The sequence below is a fragment of the Streptomyces sp. NPDC048389 genome (assembly GCF_040706335.1).
Classification (GTDB): Bacteria; Actinomycetota; Actinomycetes; order Streptomycetales; family Streptomycetaceae; genus Streptomyces.
Genome location: NZ_JBEZKP010000076.1, coordinates 1 through 16467, shown reverse-complemented (window position 1 = coordinate 16467; position 16467 = coordinate 1). Strand labels below are relative to the sequence as shown.

Annotated in this window: 15 protein-coding genes and 1 pseudogene; 11 read left to right on the top strand and 5 right to left on the bottom strand. The window is 70.4% G+C overall.

What is annotated here, in order from left to right:
* Nucleotides 1-98: 98 nt before the first annotated feature.
* A complete protein-coding gene (locus AB0903_RS31825) occupies nt 99-1010 on the bottom strand; it encodes an oxidoreductase (protein WP_366708215.1) in 912 nt (303 codons plus the stop codon).
* A gap of 84 nt (nt 1011-1094) precedes the next feature.
* Here AB0903_RS31825 and AB0903_RS31820 point away from each other — a divergent pair, with 84 nt between their 5' ends.
* Nucleotides 1095-1634: a helix-turn-helix domain-containing protein gene (locus tag AB0903_RS31820; protein WP_366708214.1), complete on the top strand. Its 540-nt coding sequence runs from the start codon at nt 1095-1097 to the stop codon at nt 1632-1634.
* Between the two features lie 169 nt (nt 1635-1803).
* Here the strand turns inward: AB0903_RS31820 and AB0903_RS31815 are convergent, their stop codons facing one another.
* A complete protein-coding gene (locus AB0903_RS31815) occupies nt 1804-3975 on the bottom strand; it encodes a DUF1996 domain-containing protein (RefSeq protein ID WP_366708213.1) in 2172 nt (723 codons plus the stop codon).
* A 292-nt stretch (nt 3976-4267) separates the two neighbouring features.
* On the opposite strand from AB0903_RS31815, the gene AB0903_RS31810 reads away from it, so the two are divergent.
* The 7 genes from AB0903_RS31810 to AB0903_RS31780 all read left to right on the top strand — a co-directional run bounded on the left by AB0903_RS31810 (nt 4268) and on the right by AB0903_RS31780 (nt 8956).
* A complete protein-coding gene (locus AB0903_RS31810) occupies nt 4268-5077 on the top strand; it encodes a restriction endonuclease (RefSeq protein ID WP_366708212.1) in 810 nt (269 codons plus the stop codon).
* Nucleotides 5078-5134: 57 nt separating this feature from the next.
* Nucleotides 5135-5377 (top strand): DUF6411 family protein, encoded by a 243-nt coding sequence (locus tag AB0903_RS31805; protein WP_366708211.1) that lies wholly within the window; start codon nt 5135-5137, stop codon nt 5375-5377.
* Nucleotides 5378-5901: 524 nt separating this feature from the next.
* Complete coding sequence (locus AB0903_RS31800; protein WP_366708210.1) at nt 5902-6987, top strand: IS701 family transposase; 1086 nt, start codon at nt 5902-5904, stop codon at nt 6985-6987.
* Entirely contained in the window at nt 6984-7145 is a 162-nt protein-coding gene (locus AB0903_RS31795) for a hypothetical protein (protein ID WP_366708209.1), read from the top strand. Before AB0903_RS31800 ends, AB0903_RS31795 begins: the two co-directional genes overlap by 4 nt.
* A gap of 430 nt (nt 7146-7575) precedes the next feature.
* Nucleotides 7576-7893: a hypothetical protein gene (locus AB0903_RS31790; RefSeq protein WP_366708208.1), complete on the top strand. Its 318-nt coding sequence runs from the start codon at nt 7576-7578 to the stop codon at nt 7891-7893.
* 286 nt (nt 7894-8179) lie between these two features.
* Complete coding sequence (locus AB0903_RS31785; protein WP_366708207.1) at nt 8180-8641, top strand: IS5 family transposase; 462 nt, start codon at nt 8180-8182, stop codon at nt 8639-8641.
* Between the two features lie 12 nt (nt 8642-8653).
* The gene (locus AB0903_RS31780) at nt 8654-8956 is read left to right on the top strand and encodes a transposase (RefSeq protein WP_366708228.1); all 303 of its coding nucleotides are present in this window, start codon (nt 8654-8656) and stop codon (nt 8954-8956) included.
* Between the two features lie 44 nt (nt 8957-9000).
* On the opposite strand, the gene AB0903_RS31775 is transcribed toward AB0903_RS31780, so the two are convergent.
* From AB0903_RS31775 to AB0903_RS31765, 3 genes are all read right to left on the bottom strand, one after another.
* On the bottom strand, nt 9001-9252 hold the full coding sequence (locus AB0903_RS31775; protein WP_366708206.1) for a hypothetical protein: 252 nt from the start codon (nt 9250-9252) through the stop codon (nt 9001-9003).
* Nucleotides 9253-9627: 375 nt separating this feature from the next.
* The gene (locus AB0903_RS31770; RefSeq protein ID WP_366708205.1) at nt 9628-10545 is read right to left on the bottom strand and encodes an IS3 family transposase; all 918 of its coding nucleotides are present in this window, start codon (nt 10543-10545) and stop codon (nt 9628-9630) included.
* Nucleotides 10542-10850 (bottom strand): transposase, encoded by a 309-nt coding sequence (locus AB0903_RS31765; RefSeq protein WP_179436216.1) that lies wholly within the window; start codon nt 10848-10850, stop codon nt 10542-10544. Before AB0903_RS31765 ends, AB0903_RS31770 begins: the two co-directional genes overlap by 4 nt.
* 43 nt (nt 10851-10893) lie before the next feature.
* Here AB0903_RS31765 and AB0903_RS31760 point away from each other — a divergent pair, with 43 nt between their 5' ends.
* The 3 genes and pseudogenes from AB0903_RS31760 to AB0903_RS31750 all read left to right on the top strand — a co-directional run.
* A complete protein-coding gene (locus tag AB0903_RS31760; protein WP_366708227.1) occupies nt 10894-11757 on the top strand; it encodes a DUF6615 family protein in 864 nt (287 codons plus the stop codon).
* A 223-nt stretch (nt 11758-11980) separates the two neighbouring features.
* On the top strand, nt 11981-14632 hold the full coding sequence (locus AB0903_RS31755; RefSeq protein WP_366708204.1) for a DUF6185 family protein: 2652 nt from the start codon (nt 11981-11983) through the stop codon (nt 14630-14632).
* A 283-nt stretch (nt 14633-14915) separates the two neighbouring features.
* A pseudogene (locus AB0903_RS31750) lies at nt 14916-16104 on the top strand (ISAzo13 family transposase); the annotation flags it as partial.
* Nucleotides 16105-16467 lie beyond the last annotated feature (363 nt).

Genomic DNA, 16467 nt, shown 5'->3' with positions numbered 1-16467 from the left:
CCCGGCGGCCCGCCGCGCCGCCGAGCCGCGCCCTGCGGCCCTGGACCGCTCGACCCACGGGCCCTCGGCCCGGAGGCCGCCCGGACAGGCGGAGGCGCCTACGCCAGCGGGTCGGTGACCTTCGCGGGAGAGAGCAGGTCGAGAGAGAGGTCCCAGAGGCGGGCGGCCAGGTCCGTACGGCGGGCGGTGCGGCTCGGCGTCTCGTGGACGGCCGCGCCCGACACGAGCCACCGGGGCCCGTAGAGGGCGCCGCTGATCGGCGACGGGTCCGTCGCGGCGCGCAGTGTGGGCCAGGCTCCGGCGGCGGAGGGCTGTGCGGCGAGCCGGTCGGCAACGGCGAGGAGCCGCGCCTGGACCCCGGTGTCCTTGCCGAGCTCGGTGGCGGCATAGCCGGGGTGGGCGGCCAGGGACAGCGCGCCCCGGCCCTCGTTGCGCCTGGCGAGCTCTGCGGCGAAGAGCATGTTGGCCAGCTTGGACTGGAAGTAGGCCGTCCAGCGGTTGTAGCGGCCGCGGCGGTAGTTCGGGTCACCGAACCGGATACGGCCCGGACGGTGTCCCATGCTGGTGAGGGTGACGACACGGGCGCCCGGCGTGGCGTTCAGCCGGGGGAGCAGGCGGAGCGTGAGGGCCATGTGCCCGAGGTGGTTGACACCGAACTGGGTCTCGAAACCGTCGACGGTGGTGGAACGGGGGACCGCCATCAGGCCCGCGTTGTTGATGAGCAGGTCGATACGGCCGTCCGGCAGCCCGTCGGCGAATCGGGCGATCGAGGTTTGGTCCGCCAGGTCCAGGGCTTCTGTGCGCAGGCGGCCGGGGGCGACACCGCGCTCGACGAGCGAGCGGCGGGCAGCCGCTGCCTTGTCCTGGTTGCGGCAGGCCATCACCACGGTGGCGCCGCGCTGGGCGAGCACACGGGTCGTGTCGAGACCCAGTCCGGTGTTGGCTCCGGTCACCACGGCGAGGGTGCCCGCGGATACAGGGGGCACGTCTTTCTCGGTCCAGCCGGTCATGGCACATCTCCCTAACCTGAACGTCGGTTCACCATTTATAGTGAACCTGAGTTCATCTTTGGTCAAGCGGAGAAGGGGGCGACCGTGGTCCGGGCCGACTCGGCACGCAATCGGAAGAGCATCCTGGACGCCGCGGGCACGCTGCTCGCCGCACACGGCGACGGGGTCGGGATGGACGAGATCGCCGCTGCGGCCGGAGTGGCCGTGGGCACGCTGTACCGCCACTTCCCCACCAAGACGGACCTGATCGCCGCCGCGCTGGCCGAGCTGACGGAGCGGCTCGTCGCCGATGTCCGGGCCGCGGCGGACCGGGTCGACGGCGGCGCCGACCCGGTGACGGAACTCCGCGGCCTACTGGAGTGGCTCATCCGGAAGCCGGCCTCCGACAAGGCGATCAAGGCCGCGGCCACCGGCCTGGCGGCGGACGCCCTGCAGGAGATGGAGAGCCGCGGCTTCGCGGAGCTCGACCGCATCACCGTCGCCGCCCACGCTCGCGGACTTCTCCGTCCCGACATCAGCACGGCGGACTTCGCCCTGATCGCCGCGACCGCGCCGGACGACTCGCTGCCGGAGGCGGCCCGCGACCGCTGGATCGAGCTGACGCTCCGCTCCGTCCTGGCGTGACCTTGCGGCCGGCTGTCGACTCGGGTATGTCGCCGGGCGCCTGCCGGGCATCGCGTGGCCTGGTACGTCGCCGGGGGTGTGGCCGGGCACGTCGCCGGGCGCGTGGCCTGGTCCCAGGGCCACGCGCCCGGCGTTCGGTGCCTGCGCACGCGGACGGCAGGGGCCTACGTCATCGACGACGCGCGGCCGCGGGGCGGGTGCGTACCCGGAGCAGTGCCACGCCCGCGATCAGCAGTACCGCTCCGGCGGCCGACGGCCACAACCGGGCGCCGGTCTCGGCCAGGCCGCCTTCCACGGCCTGCGGCGCGACGCCACCGGCCGGCACAGGGACGTTCGACTCGCCGGCGGGGGTCGCGGCCGGCGGCGTGGTCGGTGCGGGGGTATCCGCACTGGTCGCGGCCGCCGGGCTCTGCGCGGTGGCTGTGCCGCCCGGCTCGCTGTGCGCGGACGAGGCCCCGGCGGAGCGGTCGGCTGCGGTTTCGGTGGCGCGGTCGGCTGCGGTTTCGGTGGAGGGTTCCGCGGGAGCCGCTGCCGCTTCGGGCCGTGCCGGTGCCGCATCGGGTGAGCCGGGTGCCCGCTCGGTCTCCGTGCGGCGCGTTTCAGCGGCGGCGCTGTCCGTGCGGGGCCTCTCCGCGGCAGGCTCGTCGGCTCCGGCGTGCTTGGCGGCGGCCGCGGCCGGCTCCTCGTGTGCCGCGGGCTCCGGCGCCGGCTCGGGAGCGGGCGGGGCCGGGTGGGCGGGGGCGTCGGGCCGCTGCTCCGCGGGGGCGGGTGCGTGAGGGTCGGTGGGCGCCGCGGTGGCCGTGGCCGGGGCGTCCTTCGGCTCGGGGCCGTTGCCGCCGGGAGCCTGCGCCCCGTCGCCGGCGCCGCAGCGGCGGCCCTTGTTGAGGCAGTTCACCATTTCCCGCATGAGCTTCTCGTCGAAGACGTTGATGAAGTCACCGTGGTCGGTGATCGGCTTGTGCAGCTGCTCCGGGAACGAGTCCAGCGCGTAGACGGCCGTGTCCGCGCCTTCGAAGACCGGCGGTGGGACGTCGTAGACGATCCGCTGGACCAGCTGGGGAATGGGGACGAAGCCGCCCGGGCAGCGGCCGCTCGCGTCCGTGAAGGCCACATGGGAGCGGTGGTTGGCGCTGTCGGTGTTCCGGCCGTCCCAACAGCTCTGGAACCTGAAGCTGCGCACCACCTTGCTGCCGCCGGGACAGACCGGGTACTTGTCCCTGAGCTGCCGGTCCTCGAAGCCTGTGCAGCTCCACGAGGCGTTGGCGTTCGCGTCGCCGTTGACGAATGCCTTCGCGTCACCGGTGATGATCCGCAGGAAGCGCGGCATGGCGGTGACCTTGCCTCGCGGGTTGCCGACGAAGTCGAGCGTCACCTCGGAGGGGGTCAGGATCTCGCCGACGTTCTGGTCCTTGCCGCCGCCGTCCGCCTGGGCGTCGTCCTCGTCCTGACCGTTCTGGAGTCGCAGCACGGGCCAGTAGTACGTCGACCGGTCGCCCTCGTCGCGGCAGGTGGTCTCACCCGACGCGAGATCCTCGTCCGAGGCGAACGCGTCGTTGGCCTGGTTGCCGACGTAGTCGTGCATGTGGTGGGCGCCGTTGGCCACGCCCGGGGCGACGATGACGTTGTCCGGGTTGAACTTGCCGTTCGCGTTGACCCCGCACTCCGTGGTGAACGTGCCGCGGGAGGCGCCGCGCCGGCGCGGAGGTTCCTGGACGTTCGGCGCGACGGTGCGGATGTCGGCGAAGTCGGACGCCTCGGGGCCGTTGCCGGCCTGTCCGCCGTTGTCCACCTTGCCGCCGTCCCCCTTGCCGCCGTCGTCCCCGCCCTGGCCGCCCTCGCCGCCCTGGTCCGCACCGTCGGTCTGCAAGGTGCAGGAAGCCAGCGCACGCAAGCCCTGCGGGCGCTGCCCGTTCACCCGGCCGATGGCCTCGGCGATACGGTCGAGGCCCGCTTCCCGCTTGCTCCGGAGCGGCCCGAGGATCGCGTTCTGCACGAACTGCGGATCCCGTCCGATCTGCTCCTTCTCGTCGGCGAACCGCTGATACGCCTCGGTGATCCCGCTGTCCATCGTCGCCAGTTCGCGGTCGACCTCCGCCCTGGCCGCCTCCGGCACCTCCGGCAGCCCGTTCGCCACCTCCGGGCACTTGACGGTCGCCGGGACGGGCCCTGCGCCGCGGGTCTGCGGCTGTTCCTGCCGGGTCCCGGGCCAGGGGCCTTGTCCCTCACCCGCGGTGGCATATGAGTTGACCGCGATGAGCCCGCCACCGCCGAGTATGAGCGCGATCGAGGCCGCGGCCGTCCGTCTGCCTGCTCTCGGGCGTCTGCGCGTCGTCCGTCCCATGGGGAACTCCATCTGCTTCGTCGTCAGGTGGGCATGACGGTGTCCGGAAAGGAGCACGTCCGGTTCCATACGTGCGCGAGGGGTGATGTGTTCAACGCCGCACGGAAACCGGTATGCCGGCCGCTCCTCGAGGAAGCCCTCTCTCCGTGTCCTCGCCCCTGCTCGTGCTGTTCGTCGCCACTGATGCCGCCGCGGCGAGTGCCGTGCGGGGCCGGGCAGTTGAAAGCCGGCAGGTGGGGCATACGGCTTCCATGAGTGATCTTCTCGCAGCCGCCGGCGGTGATCGCCGCATATGACCACTCCCACCGAACCCTCGGCGCGCCGCCGGCGCAGACCGGCCTTCAGCCTCCGCCGGCTCGTGGTCTTCTTCGGCCTCGTCACCGTCCTCCTGTGCAGCGTGGGACTCTCGTTCCAGCTGATCGTCAGGGCGGCCGGTGGACGGCTCCCGGCCGCCGTGGCCACGGGGGCTGTGCTCGTCGCGGCCGTCCTGGTGCTGCGCAAAGCCCGCCGACGCCGCGCGGCACGCCGTCTCGCCGCCGAGCTCTCGGCCATCACCGAACAGGCCGTCGAAGCGGGTGCGGCGGAACAGGAGCGCGCGGTCGCGTCGGCTCCCGAGGGCGAGGAGGACCAGGACACGTTCGAGGCGCGTGACCTCGCCGCCATGGACCCGGCGGACTTCGAGGAGGCCGTGGCCGCCCTGTGCGAACGGGACGGCTGCAAGGACGTCGAAGTCGTCGGCGGCGCCGGCGACCTCGGTGCCGACGTGATCGCCACCGCGCCCGACGGCAAGCGGGTCGTCATTCAGTGCAAGCGGTACGGCCCGGAGAACAAGGTCGGCTCACAGGACGTCCAACGCTTCGGCGGCACCTGCTTCGCGGTGCACGGGGCGACCGTGGCCGCCGTCGTGACCACGGGTGAGTTCACCCGCCCCGCGGCCGACTACGCCGCGCGGTGCGGGATCCGGTGCCTGGACCACGCCGACCTCGTCGCCTGGACCGAAGGCACCGGCCCCGCCCCGTGGGAGGGGGAGACGCCCCGGGTGCCCGCCGTACCCGAACCGGCTTCAGCCGCACGGGAGCAGGGCGGCGGTGCCGGGAAGTGACGCATGCGGCCGGTTGCTCCGGGCAGGCGGGAAGACGACTCGGACAGGGAGGTCACCATGATGATCGTCGGAATCGTTGGCGTGTGCGTCGTCCTCGCCGTACTCGCCTTCCTCGCGCCGCGCCTGTCGCGCCACCCCCAGCGCGGCACCCAGCGCACGCTCGGCCTGGGGTCCCGCGCCGGCGGCAAGGCGCCCGGACTCCTGGGGCGTATGTTCAGCAAACCCTTCCGCAGCAGTTCCCGCGCCGTGAGCCGAAGCGGTGCCGCGGGTCGCCGCACCCGCGGACGCATGCCGTTCTAGAGCGAGGTGAGAGGCGCGTGTTCACCACCCGGCCGACGCTCCAGGGCACCTTCGGCATGGAGGCCCCCAGCGGAGGGCACTGACCTGCCTCTTCGTCGGCTGAAGCGGTGCTGACCTGCGATGATGTGTCTTTCGCAGGCTTTCAGTTTGGTCAGGGTTTATGCAGCTAAAACTCATGGCCTCCCCGTAGCCCCCGGGAACTCCCCAGCTGCTCCCCAGTGGAGTTCCCGGCGCCATGGCGTTCACCTGCGGATTCACGGTGGATCTTCCGAATCCACGGGATCGCTATAAGGCAACCTCGGCCGCCAGGCGCATGCGCTAGTACTACAGCCGGTGGTTCACGTGACGTGACGTGACGGCGGTCGGCTCGTTGGGCCGTTCGTGGGACTGATGCTGCCGCCAGAGGCGGTTGGAGCCGGCGGGTTGGATGAGGCCAGAATCCGGGCGCTGGAGGGTGAGCTGGAGGCGCTGTGCGTCTTGGTCGACGACGTGTTCGCCCGTCCGGCCTCGCGGGAGAACCTGCGATGGTGCGCGGGCTGCTGAGCGAGGTGCCGCGGAAGAACATGTGGCAGCTCGCCGAGTTCGCGGGCCACCCCAACCCCGACCGGCTGCAGGGCTTCCTGGCCAAGGCCGCGTGGGACGCTGATGAGCTGCGTGACCGGGTCCGCGCCTACGCCGTCGCCGCCCTGGCCGATCAGGACGCGGTGCTGATCGCGGACGAGACCGGTGACATCAAGAAGGGTGCCAAGAGCGCTGACGTGCAGCGGCAGTACACCGGCACGGCGGGCAGGGTCGAGAACGCCCAGGTCAGCGTGCACCTCTCCTATGGATCCCGCCGGGGCCGCACCCTGATCGACCGCGAGCTCTACCTCGGCAAGCACTGGGCCGGTACCACCGCTGACCACGAACAGCGCTGCGCCGAGCAGGGCATCCCGCCCGAACGCGCTCTCGCGGTGGCCACCAAGCCGGAGCTCGCCCGGCGCATGCTGGAGCGCGCTGTCCAAGCGGGGGTGCAGTTCTCCTACTTCCTGGCCGACGAGGTCTACGGGCAGTCCCGTGCCCTGCGCGCCTGGCTGGAAGAGCATCGCGTTCCCTACGTGCTGGCGATCCCGAAGGACGAGGCCCTGCCTCTGCCGGACGGCCGCACCCGCCAGTCCCGCGAGCTGTACGCGCTCACCCCCGAGGTAGCTTTGGAGCGCCGCTCGTGCGCCGACGGCGCCAAGGGCCCGCGTGACTACGACTGGGCCACCGTCCAACTCGCCTCCACTGCACAGCAGTTGGGGCGCCACCTGCTGATCCGCCGCTCCACCGCACCCAACAAGAGGGACAAGAAGACCGGCGAACTCGTCTGCGAGGTCGCCTACTTCCTGTGCCACACCGACCCCGGCGCCACCCTGACCGCTCTTGTGACCGCCGCCGGGCAGCGCTGGATGGTGGAGGAGTCGTTCCAGGTGGCCAAGGGCCAGGTGGGGCTGGACGAGCACGAGGTGCGCAAGTGGTGCTCCTGGTATCGGCACACCACTGTGTGCATGCTCGCCATGGCCTTCCTGGCCTCCGTCCGGAACCGGCTAATACCCCGTCAGCCACCGACGCCCGACCTCCGACCGTGAACGAGATCCGCCGTCTGTACGACCGGATCGTCCTCGCCCCCGCCCGCGTCGCACGGACCTGGCTGGCCATGCACTGGCACCGCTGGCGCACCCGCCACCAGATCCGGGCCCGAGCCAGCCACTACCGCGCCCGAGCCGCACGAGCTCACTCACCGTGAAAACACCGGCTGTAGTACTAGGCCGAGCAGTACTGCGTTCCCATCGCGGATGACTGCTACCTGGGCACGATCACCGGCCGTATCGACGGCCACCCGTGGCGCGAGCGGCCCATCACCGTCGCCGAGCTGCTCCGGCTGATCCGCGTGTTGGTCGCGGCCTGTTTCGTGGTGAGCGGCTACCTGACAGGTGCCCGTCCCGGGGAGGTCTTGTCTCTACGCCGCGGTTGCCGGGCCATGGACGAGGAGACCAGCGAGCTGCTGATCCACGGCCGCCGAGGAAAGGGCTACGACCGCACGCCATTGGATCCCGTCGACCCCGCCCCTGGGTGACGGTGGAGCCCGTTCACGACGCCATCGGCATGCTGGAATCCCTCCACCGGGCTAACCTGCTCTTCCCGGCCGGCCTGATCAAGAACTCGCGCCGGGCACTGTGCTTCGCGCCTCGAACACCGCAGATGAACAGGGACATGGAGACCTTGCTGGCCTGGTCAACGCCGCATTCGCCGCCGAGGGCGCGGGGCTGGCCATCCCGCCGGATCCCACCAAGCATCTGCACGGTTCCCGGTTCAGAAGGACGCTCGCGTACTTCATCGTGCGCCGGCCGCGCGGCCTGATCGCCGCCGCGCTGCAGTACGCACACGTGTCCACCAAAGTCACCCTGAGCTACGCCGGGGAAGGCGACACGTCCTGGCTGGAGGACCTGGTCGTGGAGAAGCTGGAGATGGGGCTGGAGCAGAAACGAGGATGACTGGGCCCGCGTCCGCGACGGCGAGCACGTCAGCGGACCGTTCCCCGCCGAGTACCAGTCCCGGCTGGGCGGCTGGTCAGAAGTGAGGGGCGGTCGGTCGACCCTTCCGCCACCAGTACCAACCCGTGAACGGCGATGAGGAACGACGTACGACACGGCTTCGCAGCCTGCTCCGAAGTCAGACGGCGCTATCCCGCTCATCGTCCGCCTCGATCCTGGCTAGGCCGTTTCTGATGGCTCTTGGTAGGCGGGGTGGATCTCGTGGTTGGCCGGGCAAGACGCCCGTATGGTGCGGCGACACGAGTTCACGGACGCGCAGTGGCGGAATATTGAGCCTCTGCTGCCTGGTAACGGCAAGCCGGGTGGGCAGTGGGCGGATCACCGCAGGGTGATCAACGGGGTGCTGTTCCGGGCCCGGACCGGGGTGCCCTGGCCTGACCTGCCAGAACGGTACGGTCCCTGGCAGACCGTCTATGAGCGTCATCGCCGCTGGTCGGCCGACGGCACCTGGATGGCCATCCTCCAGGAGTTACAGATCGAGGCGGATGCCGGCGACCCTGATGGGGCGCTCGCCCACCAGGCGGAGCGTCAGGAGTGGGCCGTGAACATCGACTCCACTTCCTGCCGTGCGCATCAGCACGCGGCCGGGGCGCCCCGCAAGCCTCCGGCCGACCACCCGCAAAAGGGGGCGGGGCGCGTGAGGAAGCAGATGGGCGCGAGGCGTTGGGACGCTCACGGGGCGGGCTGACCAGCAAGGTCCATCTGCTTTCCGACGACCGGGCCCGCCCGCTGCACTGGCTGGACCTCGCCCGGTCAGCGGGGTGACAGCCCGATGTTCGCCCCGGTGCTGGACGGCTTACGCATCCGGCGCCGCGGTGCGGGCCGCCTGCGCAGCAGGCCGGACCGGGTGCGCGGCGACAAGGCGTACTCCAGCCGGGACAACCGCGCCTACCTGCGGCGACGCGGGATCAAGGCCACCATCGCGCAGCCCGATAATCAGCGGGCCCACCGCAAGCGCCGGGGACAGGCCGGTGGCCGGCCGCCGGCCTTCGACAAGGCCTAGTAACGCCGTCGCAACGCGGTCGAGAGAGGCAAGCCGCAGTGCTGTCATACCCGCGGCTTGGTTCCATCGCCGTCGGTTCCTTCCTCTCGCGTCTCTTCGTTGTCGGTGTTCATGCTGGCGGCCTGATTCTTCAACCAGGGTCGCCGGGTGTGCTGGCCTCGCGGAACGCGGTGCAGAGCGCGTAGGCGTTCGACCTCTGCCGGGTCGGCCCGGACGATCCTCAGCCCTGCCTGCGGGTGCAGGTAGCCGGTGGCCCAGCCGCGCCGGACCCAGGCGTCCAGAGTGATCTCTGACATGTCCAGGTGCTCGGCGAGGTCGCGCAGCCACCACTCGTGTTCGTCCAGGTCGGGGCGGCGGCGGTGCTGCTTGCGGGAGCGCTGGATGTTCAGGGCTCGCAGCAGGTCGTTGACCGCGTTCCTGGTGAACCTCTCACAGCGCTTGGGCGGGCGGAACCCTCGGCATTGAGCCGTTCGGCGATCTGCGCGGTCGTGCAGCCGGCTTCGACCAGCTCGGCGGCGCGGTCGCGGAGCCGGGGGTAGTAGCTGAGCTGGGTCAGGCAGGCCACGGGCCGTGCCACCTGCGCATCGGTGAGGTGGCCTCCGGCCCAGCGGACAGCCACGTTCACCAGTTCGCTCGTGCCTGAGGTTCCCCCGTTGATCGGGAGGTGCTGATCAGCTGGTCAGGAGGGGTTGACGGGGTCTCAGGTTCGCTCGTTCGGCCGTTGCCTGCTCGGCGTAGTGCTTCTCCTCGAACTCGATGGGGCTGAGGTAGCCGAGCCGTTCCTGGATGCGCCGACTGTTATAGAAGCCGTCGATGTACTCGAAGAGCGCGAGGTTCCCCTCGGCCCTGGTCGCGAAGACGCGACCCCGGACGCACTCGGTCTTGATCAGCATCCACAGATTTCCTGCGAGGGCGTTATCGTACGAGTCCCCGACCGACCCCATGGATGCCCCAATTCCCGCCCGTACCAAGCGAGTTGTGAGCTTGATGGACGTGTACTGGCAGCCGTGGTCGGCGTGGTGGATGAGCTTGCCGGGCTCGACCTCGCGGGACGCGAGGGCGTACTCCAGACTGGACAGCACCAGGTCGGCGTCCGCGCGGGCGGACGTCTCCCAGGCCACCACCCGGCGCGAGAACGCGTCCCGGATCGCCGAGAGCCACAACGGCCCCTCCCCGGTGGCAATCATCGTCAGGCCAGTGACCCACAACCGGTTCGGTGCCGGTGCCGTGAAGTCACGGTTGACCAGGTCCGGGGCGAGCGTGGCCTTCGGATCCCGACGCGTGAAGCCCTTGCGGCGCGGGCTGATCCCGGCGAGATCGGCCTCGCGCATCAACCGCTCGACCCGCTTGCGCCCGACGTGGACGTCCTCGCGTTTGAGGGCTGCGTGCACGCGCGGCGAGCCGTAGATCCCGCCGGAGTCGGCGTGGATCTGCCGGATCTGTTCGGTCAGCTCGACGTCCCGGCGGCGCCGTTCGCACGGCTCACGCTCGGCACGACGCCAGCGGTAGTAGGTGGAGGAGGCGATGTGGAGTTCCCGTAGTACGCACTCGACTCCCAGGCGGGGATGCTCGTCGAGGAGCGCGGTCACCTGGGCCGGGTCGGGTCGAGTTGCGCCGCGAAAAACGCTGAAGCTGTCCGCAGAACCTCGTTCGCCCGCTTGAGCTGGACGTTCTCCTTACGCAGCGCGGCCAGCTCGGCCCGCTCATCAGTGGTCAGCCGGTCGTCACGCTCGCCGGCATCCGCCTCGGCCTGACGGATCCAGCCACGCAGGGCCTCCGGGTGCACGCCGAGATCGACGGCGAGCTTCTTGATCTGGGGCTTCGGATCGGACGTGCGGTACATCCGTACCGCACGCTCACGCAACTCCAGCGAGTACTTTCTGGGTGCAGCCATGGTCGATGTTCCTCTCATGAGAACCATCTGACCCTCTGTCACCATCCGCCGCATCTCGGGGGAACCTCAGACAGCCACGGATCTTCTGCTCATGGCAGTCCACCCAGAACTGTCGTATGTGTCCTTCAACCGGTATGAGGAAGCTCGGATCGGGTCGGACTGGCTGTGGTGGTTCGTGGATTCGGCGTCGCACGAGGCGTTCGGCGTGCTCGTGCAGGCGAAGAATTTGAAGAAGAAGGGCCAGCGCTGGCACATCGACTACAACTACAAGAACGGCGACCAGCTCGGCTCTCTGTTGCGGGCCGCGGATCTGCTGCGCGTCCCTGCGGTGTATGCCTTGTACTGCGGTGATCCCGTCTACCGGCAGGAGTTGTGGTGCGATCAAACTCATGACGGCGTGATGTGTACGCACCACCCGCGAGCGGGCGTCAGCGTGCTGCCAGCCATGCTGGCCGCCTATCTCAACGGGCTGTATCCGAAGGGCCTGGCTGCGGCATCCTTGCACGCTGCGGTTCCGCTCGAGGATCTGACGACGTGGGAGGGGCAGCCCTGGTTCCATGCTGGTGTGGTGCGGGACGACGCCGTGCGGGACCTGCTGACGCGGCCGCAGCATGGAGCACGCCTTGTAGCCAGGCGACTGCTGAAGATCCTGACGGACTACCGAGCGCGTCAGTACGCCGTTGCCACGGACCATCTCCAGTCCCGCCTGGACCTGGATGACGCCGTGTTCACCGGCGGGATTCCGGATGGCCGCGGCCACTATCTGCGCCCTCACTTCCCGCATGTTCTGCGGGGGATGCGGCGCTCGCTGCCGCCGTACGTGCGTGAAACGTTGGAGACACACCGCCCTCCCCAAGGACCGGAGTTCAGGGATCTGGCCGGCATGGCTGTGGCCCTCATCCCTTGATGCGGGCCGCTGAGATCACACACCGCGAGAACATTTGCCATGAAAGTCCGGTAGGGAGGGATAGCATCCAGGGCGGCGCCCTCGGACCGTGTTCCCGGTCCGTCGGCGGACGGGGTGTGGAGGACGGTCATGGGGGAAGCGCCCGCAGGGCGCCGCGTGGTGAATCGGTTGGGTCCATGAGCAGGGGGCGGTTGACCAGGTGCGCGGGTGTCGGGGGGCGGCTGTGCTGTTCGTGCTCTTATGCGGGTTTCTCGGCGGGCAGGTGCTCCTGTGGCCGGCCGTCGGTCGGGCCGAAGGGCTGCCGGCCGTCGCGCGGGCGGACGGCGTGCTCGCCCCGCCCGACTGTGCCGAGTGGGGGCTGAAGGGTGCGACCGGGCGGGCCCGGGTCGCGTTCGACCACGAGGACCGGACGTACACGAAGGTGACCAGCGATCTGACCGTCACCGTTCCGATGTCGTGGACGCATGCCGACAAGCTGCTGTTCGGGCCGCTGAGCGAGGGATACCGGCTGGCGATGCGGTGTCTGGTACGGGGGGACTGGCGGTTCGACACGCGCTGGGAGGAGTGGCGGTCGCACGAACCCGTCGTGAAGCCCGGCGCCAGGTCGGTGACCGTGGAGATCCGTACCTACGCCTGGGTGGACCAGCGGCGCAAGCTCCTGGTCGGGCCGTGGACCATCGACGTACGGCCGGCATGGTGGGGAGTGCGGTTCACACCCCCAAAGATCCTTGGTGCTGTGCGCTGGCAGAGCGTCGTCGTGGACCCCGGCGGGCCGGGAGCCTCCATGGCGACGCCGCGTGCCACCCGGGGTGACGGCGCCCACGGGCTGGTGTGGACCTCCGTGGTGCCCAAGCGGCCCGTCACCGTACGCGTCGAGCCGTCCTGGCCCCGGCGCTGGTCCGCGCAGGACGACAACGCGCCCTTCGGGGTCGTCAACGCCGCTGGGTACTTGCTGTGGGACCTCCTGGTCGCCGGGTCGCTGTGGCGGGCGGCGTTCCTTTACCGGAGCCGGCATCGGCTGCTCGACCCGGCCGAGCAGCGGGTCACGGCCAACCTGAGCAATTGGGGGGCGGCCCTGTTCTGTCTCTCCCTGTTGGCCAACGCGGACCAGATGGTGTTCGCCGCCGCAGGCGCGTTCGAGGACCCCGACGAATGGGCCCAGCAGGCAGGTTTGGCCGTGCACGCGTGGTGGCTGACGGCGCTGGCGGGGGTGGTCCTGCTGCTGTTCGCCGGGGCGCGTCGCCGTCTGCGCGTCGTCGGCATCGTGCTCGCGGTGGTGGCAGCGGTGCCCGGGATACTGCCGAGCGCCGTCGGACTGCACGCCCCGACGTTCGTCCGCCCCGAGGCGCACGGCCATGCCTGGTACACCGTGACGTCCGTCGCCGCGGCTGCCCTCGCGTCGTTCACGCTCCTGGTGCTGGGCACGTGGGCCGCTGCCTGGCGGCTGCTGCGCGACGGCAGCCTCCTCCGCGATCCAGGTGCGGACTTCCCCCTCCGCAGGGCGCTAGCGTTCTCTGTCGGCGGTGTGCTTTTGATCGGTGCGTGCCAGGCCGTCGCGAAGGAGCGCGACTGGCTGAGGGGCAGCTGGCCGAGTGCGTTCGTCGATCCGACGTATGTGCTCCGTTGGAGCGACGGCGCCTTCATTTCCCGGCAGGCGGGGTACGGGGCCTGGCACCAGGCCGAGTTGCGCAGCGGTCTGCTGTGGTCCGCCGATCAGGCGCAGGACTGGTGGACGGGCAAGCTGTGGGTCCTGACGGCCCTGGCCATGCTCGCGTTCCTGCACGTGGCCTCGCGCCGGCGAACAGACTTCTCGGCGCCCGCCGGCCGGCTCCCGGTGCTACTCACCGAACCGGGGCCCGTGGAGCGGTGGTTGCTGATGGTGTCCTACCCGGCCGTCGTGGTGCTGTTCCTCGGGATCTACGCGGCAAACAGCGCGCCCGCGCTGCTGTGGTTCTTCGTGGACCTGGCCTCCCTGGCCGTGTGCCTGCGCGTGGGGGCGCGGCGGGCCGTGCTGTACCGGCAGGCCGGAAACGGGCCGCGGCTCGGGAATCTGGTGACACCGGCGGACCGCGCCGTTTTGCTCACGGCGGCGCGGGGGCACCGGGAGAGGCTCGCCAAGCTCCGCCGACTCGACCAAGGGCAGTCCGACGAAGGCGTGGTTGACCGCGAGCGGATCGAAGAGGAGCTGAGGAACCTCCGTCAGTGGCAGAGCGGGCCGGGCGGGACAGCCTCGGAGCGTGAACTCCCGCCGGGCGTCACGGTCGTGGACGCGATCCTCGCGCTCGGACCCCGGGACACCTGGTGGGGCAACGCAATGCGGGCCGCCCGCTACGCCGCGCTCGTTTCCGCACCCTTCGCGGGGTTCCTGACCTGGGCGCAGACACTGCGCGGCGATGCGCTCAACGGCACGCTGTACGACCCGTTCGGCTTCCCCGAGGTCGTGTGGTCCGTCGCCTCCTGGGTGTTCGCCTTCGCCTGGGCGGGCTTCCTCCTCGGCGCGCTGTGGCGCCAGCTCCCCGGTCGGCGCGGCCCGGTGAAGGCGCTGCCCCTGGCCGTCGCATACGCCGTGCCGGTCGGCCTCTTCGCCGTCGGCAACCATCTGCTCGGCGAGGAACAGGACATCCTCGCGCTCGCGGCGGCGGCGGTCCTGCTCGTCCTCACCCTCACGGCCCTGGCGATGGACCTCGATACCTTCCGCGCGGAGCGTGCCTTCTGGCCGTCCCGGGCCCAACTGCTACTGTCCGTCTACCAGATGCGGTTCTTCTCCTTGCAAGTCGCGTGGATCCTGGCGCAGCTTGTCGCAGTGGTCACCCTCTGGCAGTTCTTCACCAGCGCCGACGCCCCGCCGTCCGGGGGCGGCTCGGTGACCAAGTGACCCAACCACCGTGGCACCGAAACTCCAGACGGCAACGGGCACCGGCCCGTGCCGCGTCCGCTGCTGCCACGTGCACGTGGAGTGGAGCGCCAGGCTGATCGAACACGGCCTGGACCGCCCGTCGGTCGTCCCACCGCACCGATCGGCAGCTGCGAGACCTCAAGCGCTACCGCACCGCGGGAGGCGGCACGGCCGCCCCCACCCGCAGCACTCCCCGCTGCGTTCCCGGGGCCTGTCGATGAATTAGTGGGTTTCTTGCGGTAGTTGGGCTCGTTGACAGGGTATGGGGCGCTTCGATGAGTTGATCGGTCCGCTGGCGGAGAAGCTCGGGGCGGTGGTGCCGTACCTGGACGAGCGGCAGCGTCGGATCCTGTATGCCGCGGAGGCCCGCCAGCTCGGGCACGGTGGGATCGCTGCGGTGGCGCGGGCTGTCGGCGTGTCGAAAGGCTGCGTTCGCCGCGGTCTGGCCGAGCTGGAGGAGGAGTGGGCGCCGGAGGGGCGGGTGCGCCGCCCGGGTGCCGGTCGCCCCGCCTCGCGAAGAAGGACCCGGGCCTGGTTCCGGCCCTGCTGGCGCTGGTGGAAGACAGCACACAGGGTGATCCGATAGGGCCGCTGACCTGGACGACGAAGTCGCTGCGCCGACTGTCGGACGAACTCGCCGCCCAGGGCCGGAAGGTAGGACACGATACTGTCGCCAGCCTGCTGAAAGCGGCAGGGTTCAGCGCGGCAACGCCCGGGTACTGGCCGGCAGCCATCACCCCGACCGGGACGCCCAATTCCAGCACATCAACAACGCGGTGCAGGGCTTCCTCGACGCGGGCGACCCGGTGATCAGCGTGGACACGAAGAAGAAGGAACAGATCGGTCTCTTCGCCCGGCCGGGGCGGGAGTGGACGCCGTCCGGGGAGCCGGTGAAGGTCCTCGACCACGACTTCCCCACCCACGCGAGCGGCACCGCGATCCCGTACGGCATCTACGACGTCGCCCGCAACACCGGCTACGTCGTCATCGGCACCGACCACGACACCGCCGCCTTCGCAGTGGCCTGCCTGCGCCGCTGGTGGACCGAGGAAGGACGAGACGCCTACCCGCACGCGAAGCGACTGCTGATCACCGCGGACGGCGGCGGCTCCAACAGCTCCCGCGCCAAGACGTGGAAGGCCAACCTCGCCCTCCTGGCCACCGAGACCGGCCTGGAGATCAGCGTGTGCCACCTGTCTCCGGGCACATCGAAGTGGAACCGGGTCGAGCACCGCCTGTTCTCCTTCATCTCGATGAACTGGCGCGCCCATCCCCTCACCAGCTACGAGACCGCCCTCAACCTGATCGCCTCGACCACCACCCGCACCGGGCTGTCGGTGACCGCCCGCCTGGACACCGGCTGCTACCCCACCGGCATCGAGATCAGCCAGCAGCACGCGGCCACCCTGACAATCCGCCCCGCCGACTTCCACGGCGAGTGGAACTACACCACCCTGCTCCAGCCCGGCATCCCCGATGTCCCCCTGCACCCGCCAGGCCCCCGGTCCCACCCCCGACACGCGCACACCTTCGGCTCGACCCTGGCCACCCACCCCCTTCTTACCGGCCTGGAACGCCACGACCTGGACCGACTCACCATCAGCATCCGCGACCGCCTCGACGCGCTGCCGCCCAAGCAGCGGCCCCGACACCGCAAGCTCACCACGGAGAACATCATCTGGGCCGCCGTACTCGACCAGCGCGGCCTGTCCTGCTCGCTACTGACTTCGGCTCGTTAGGGTGATCCGTCTCGAAGTGCCTGATGATGCGGCGCGGTTGGTTGTATTTCCTGGCGTGTGAGATATGCGGATGGG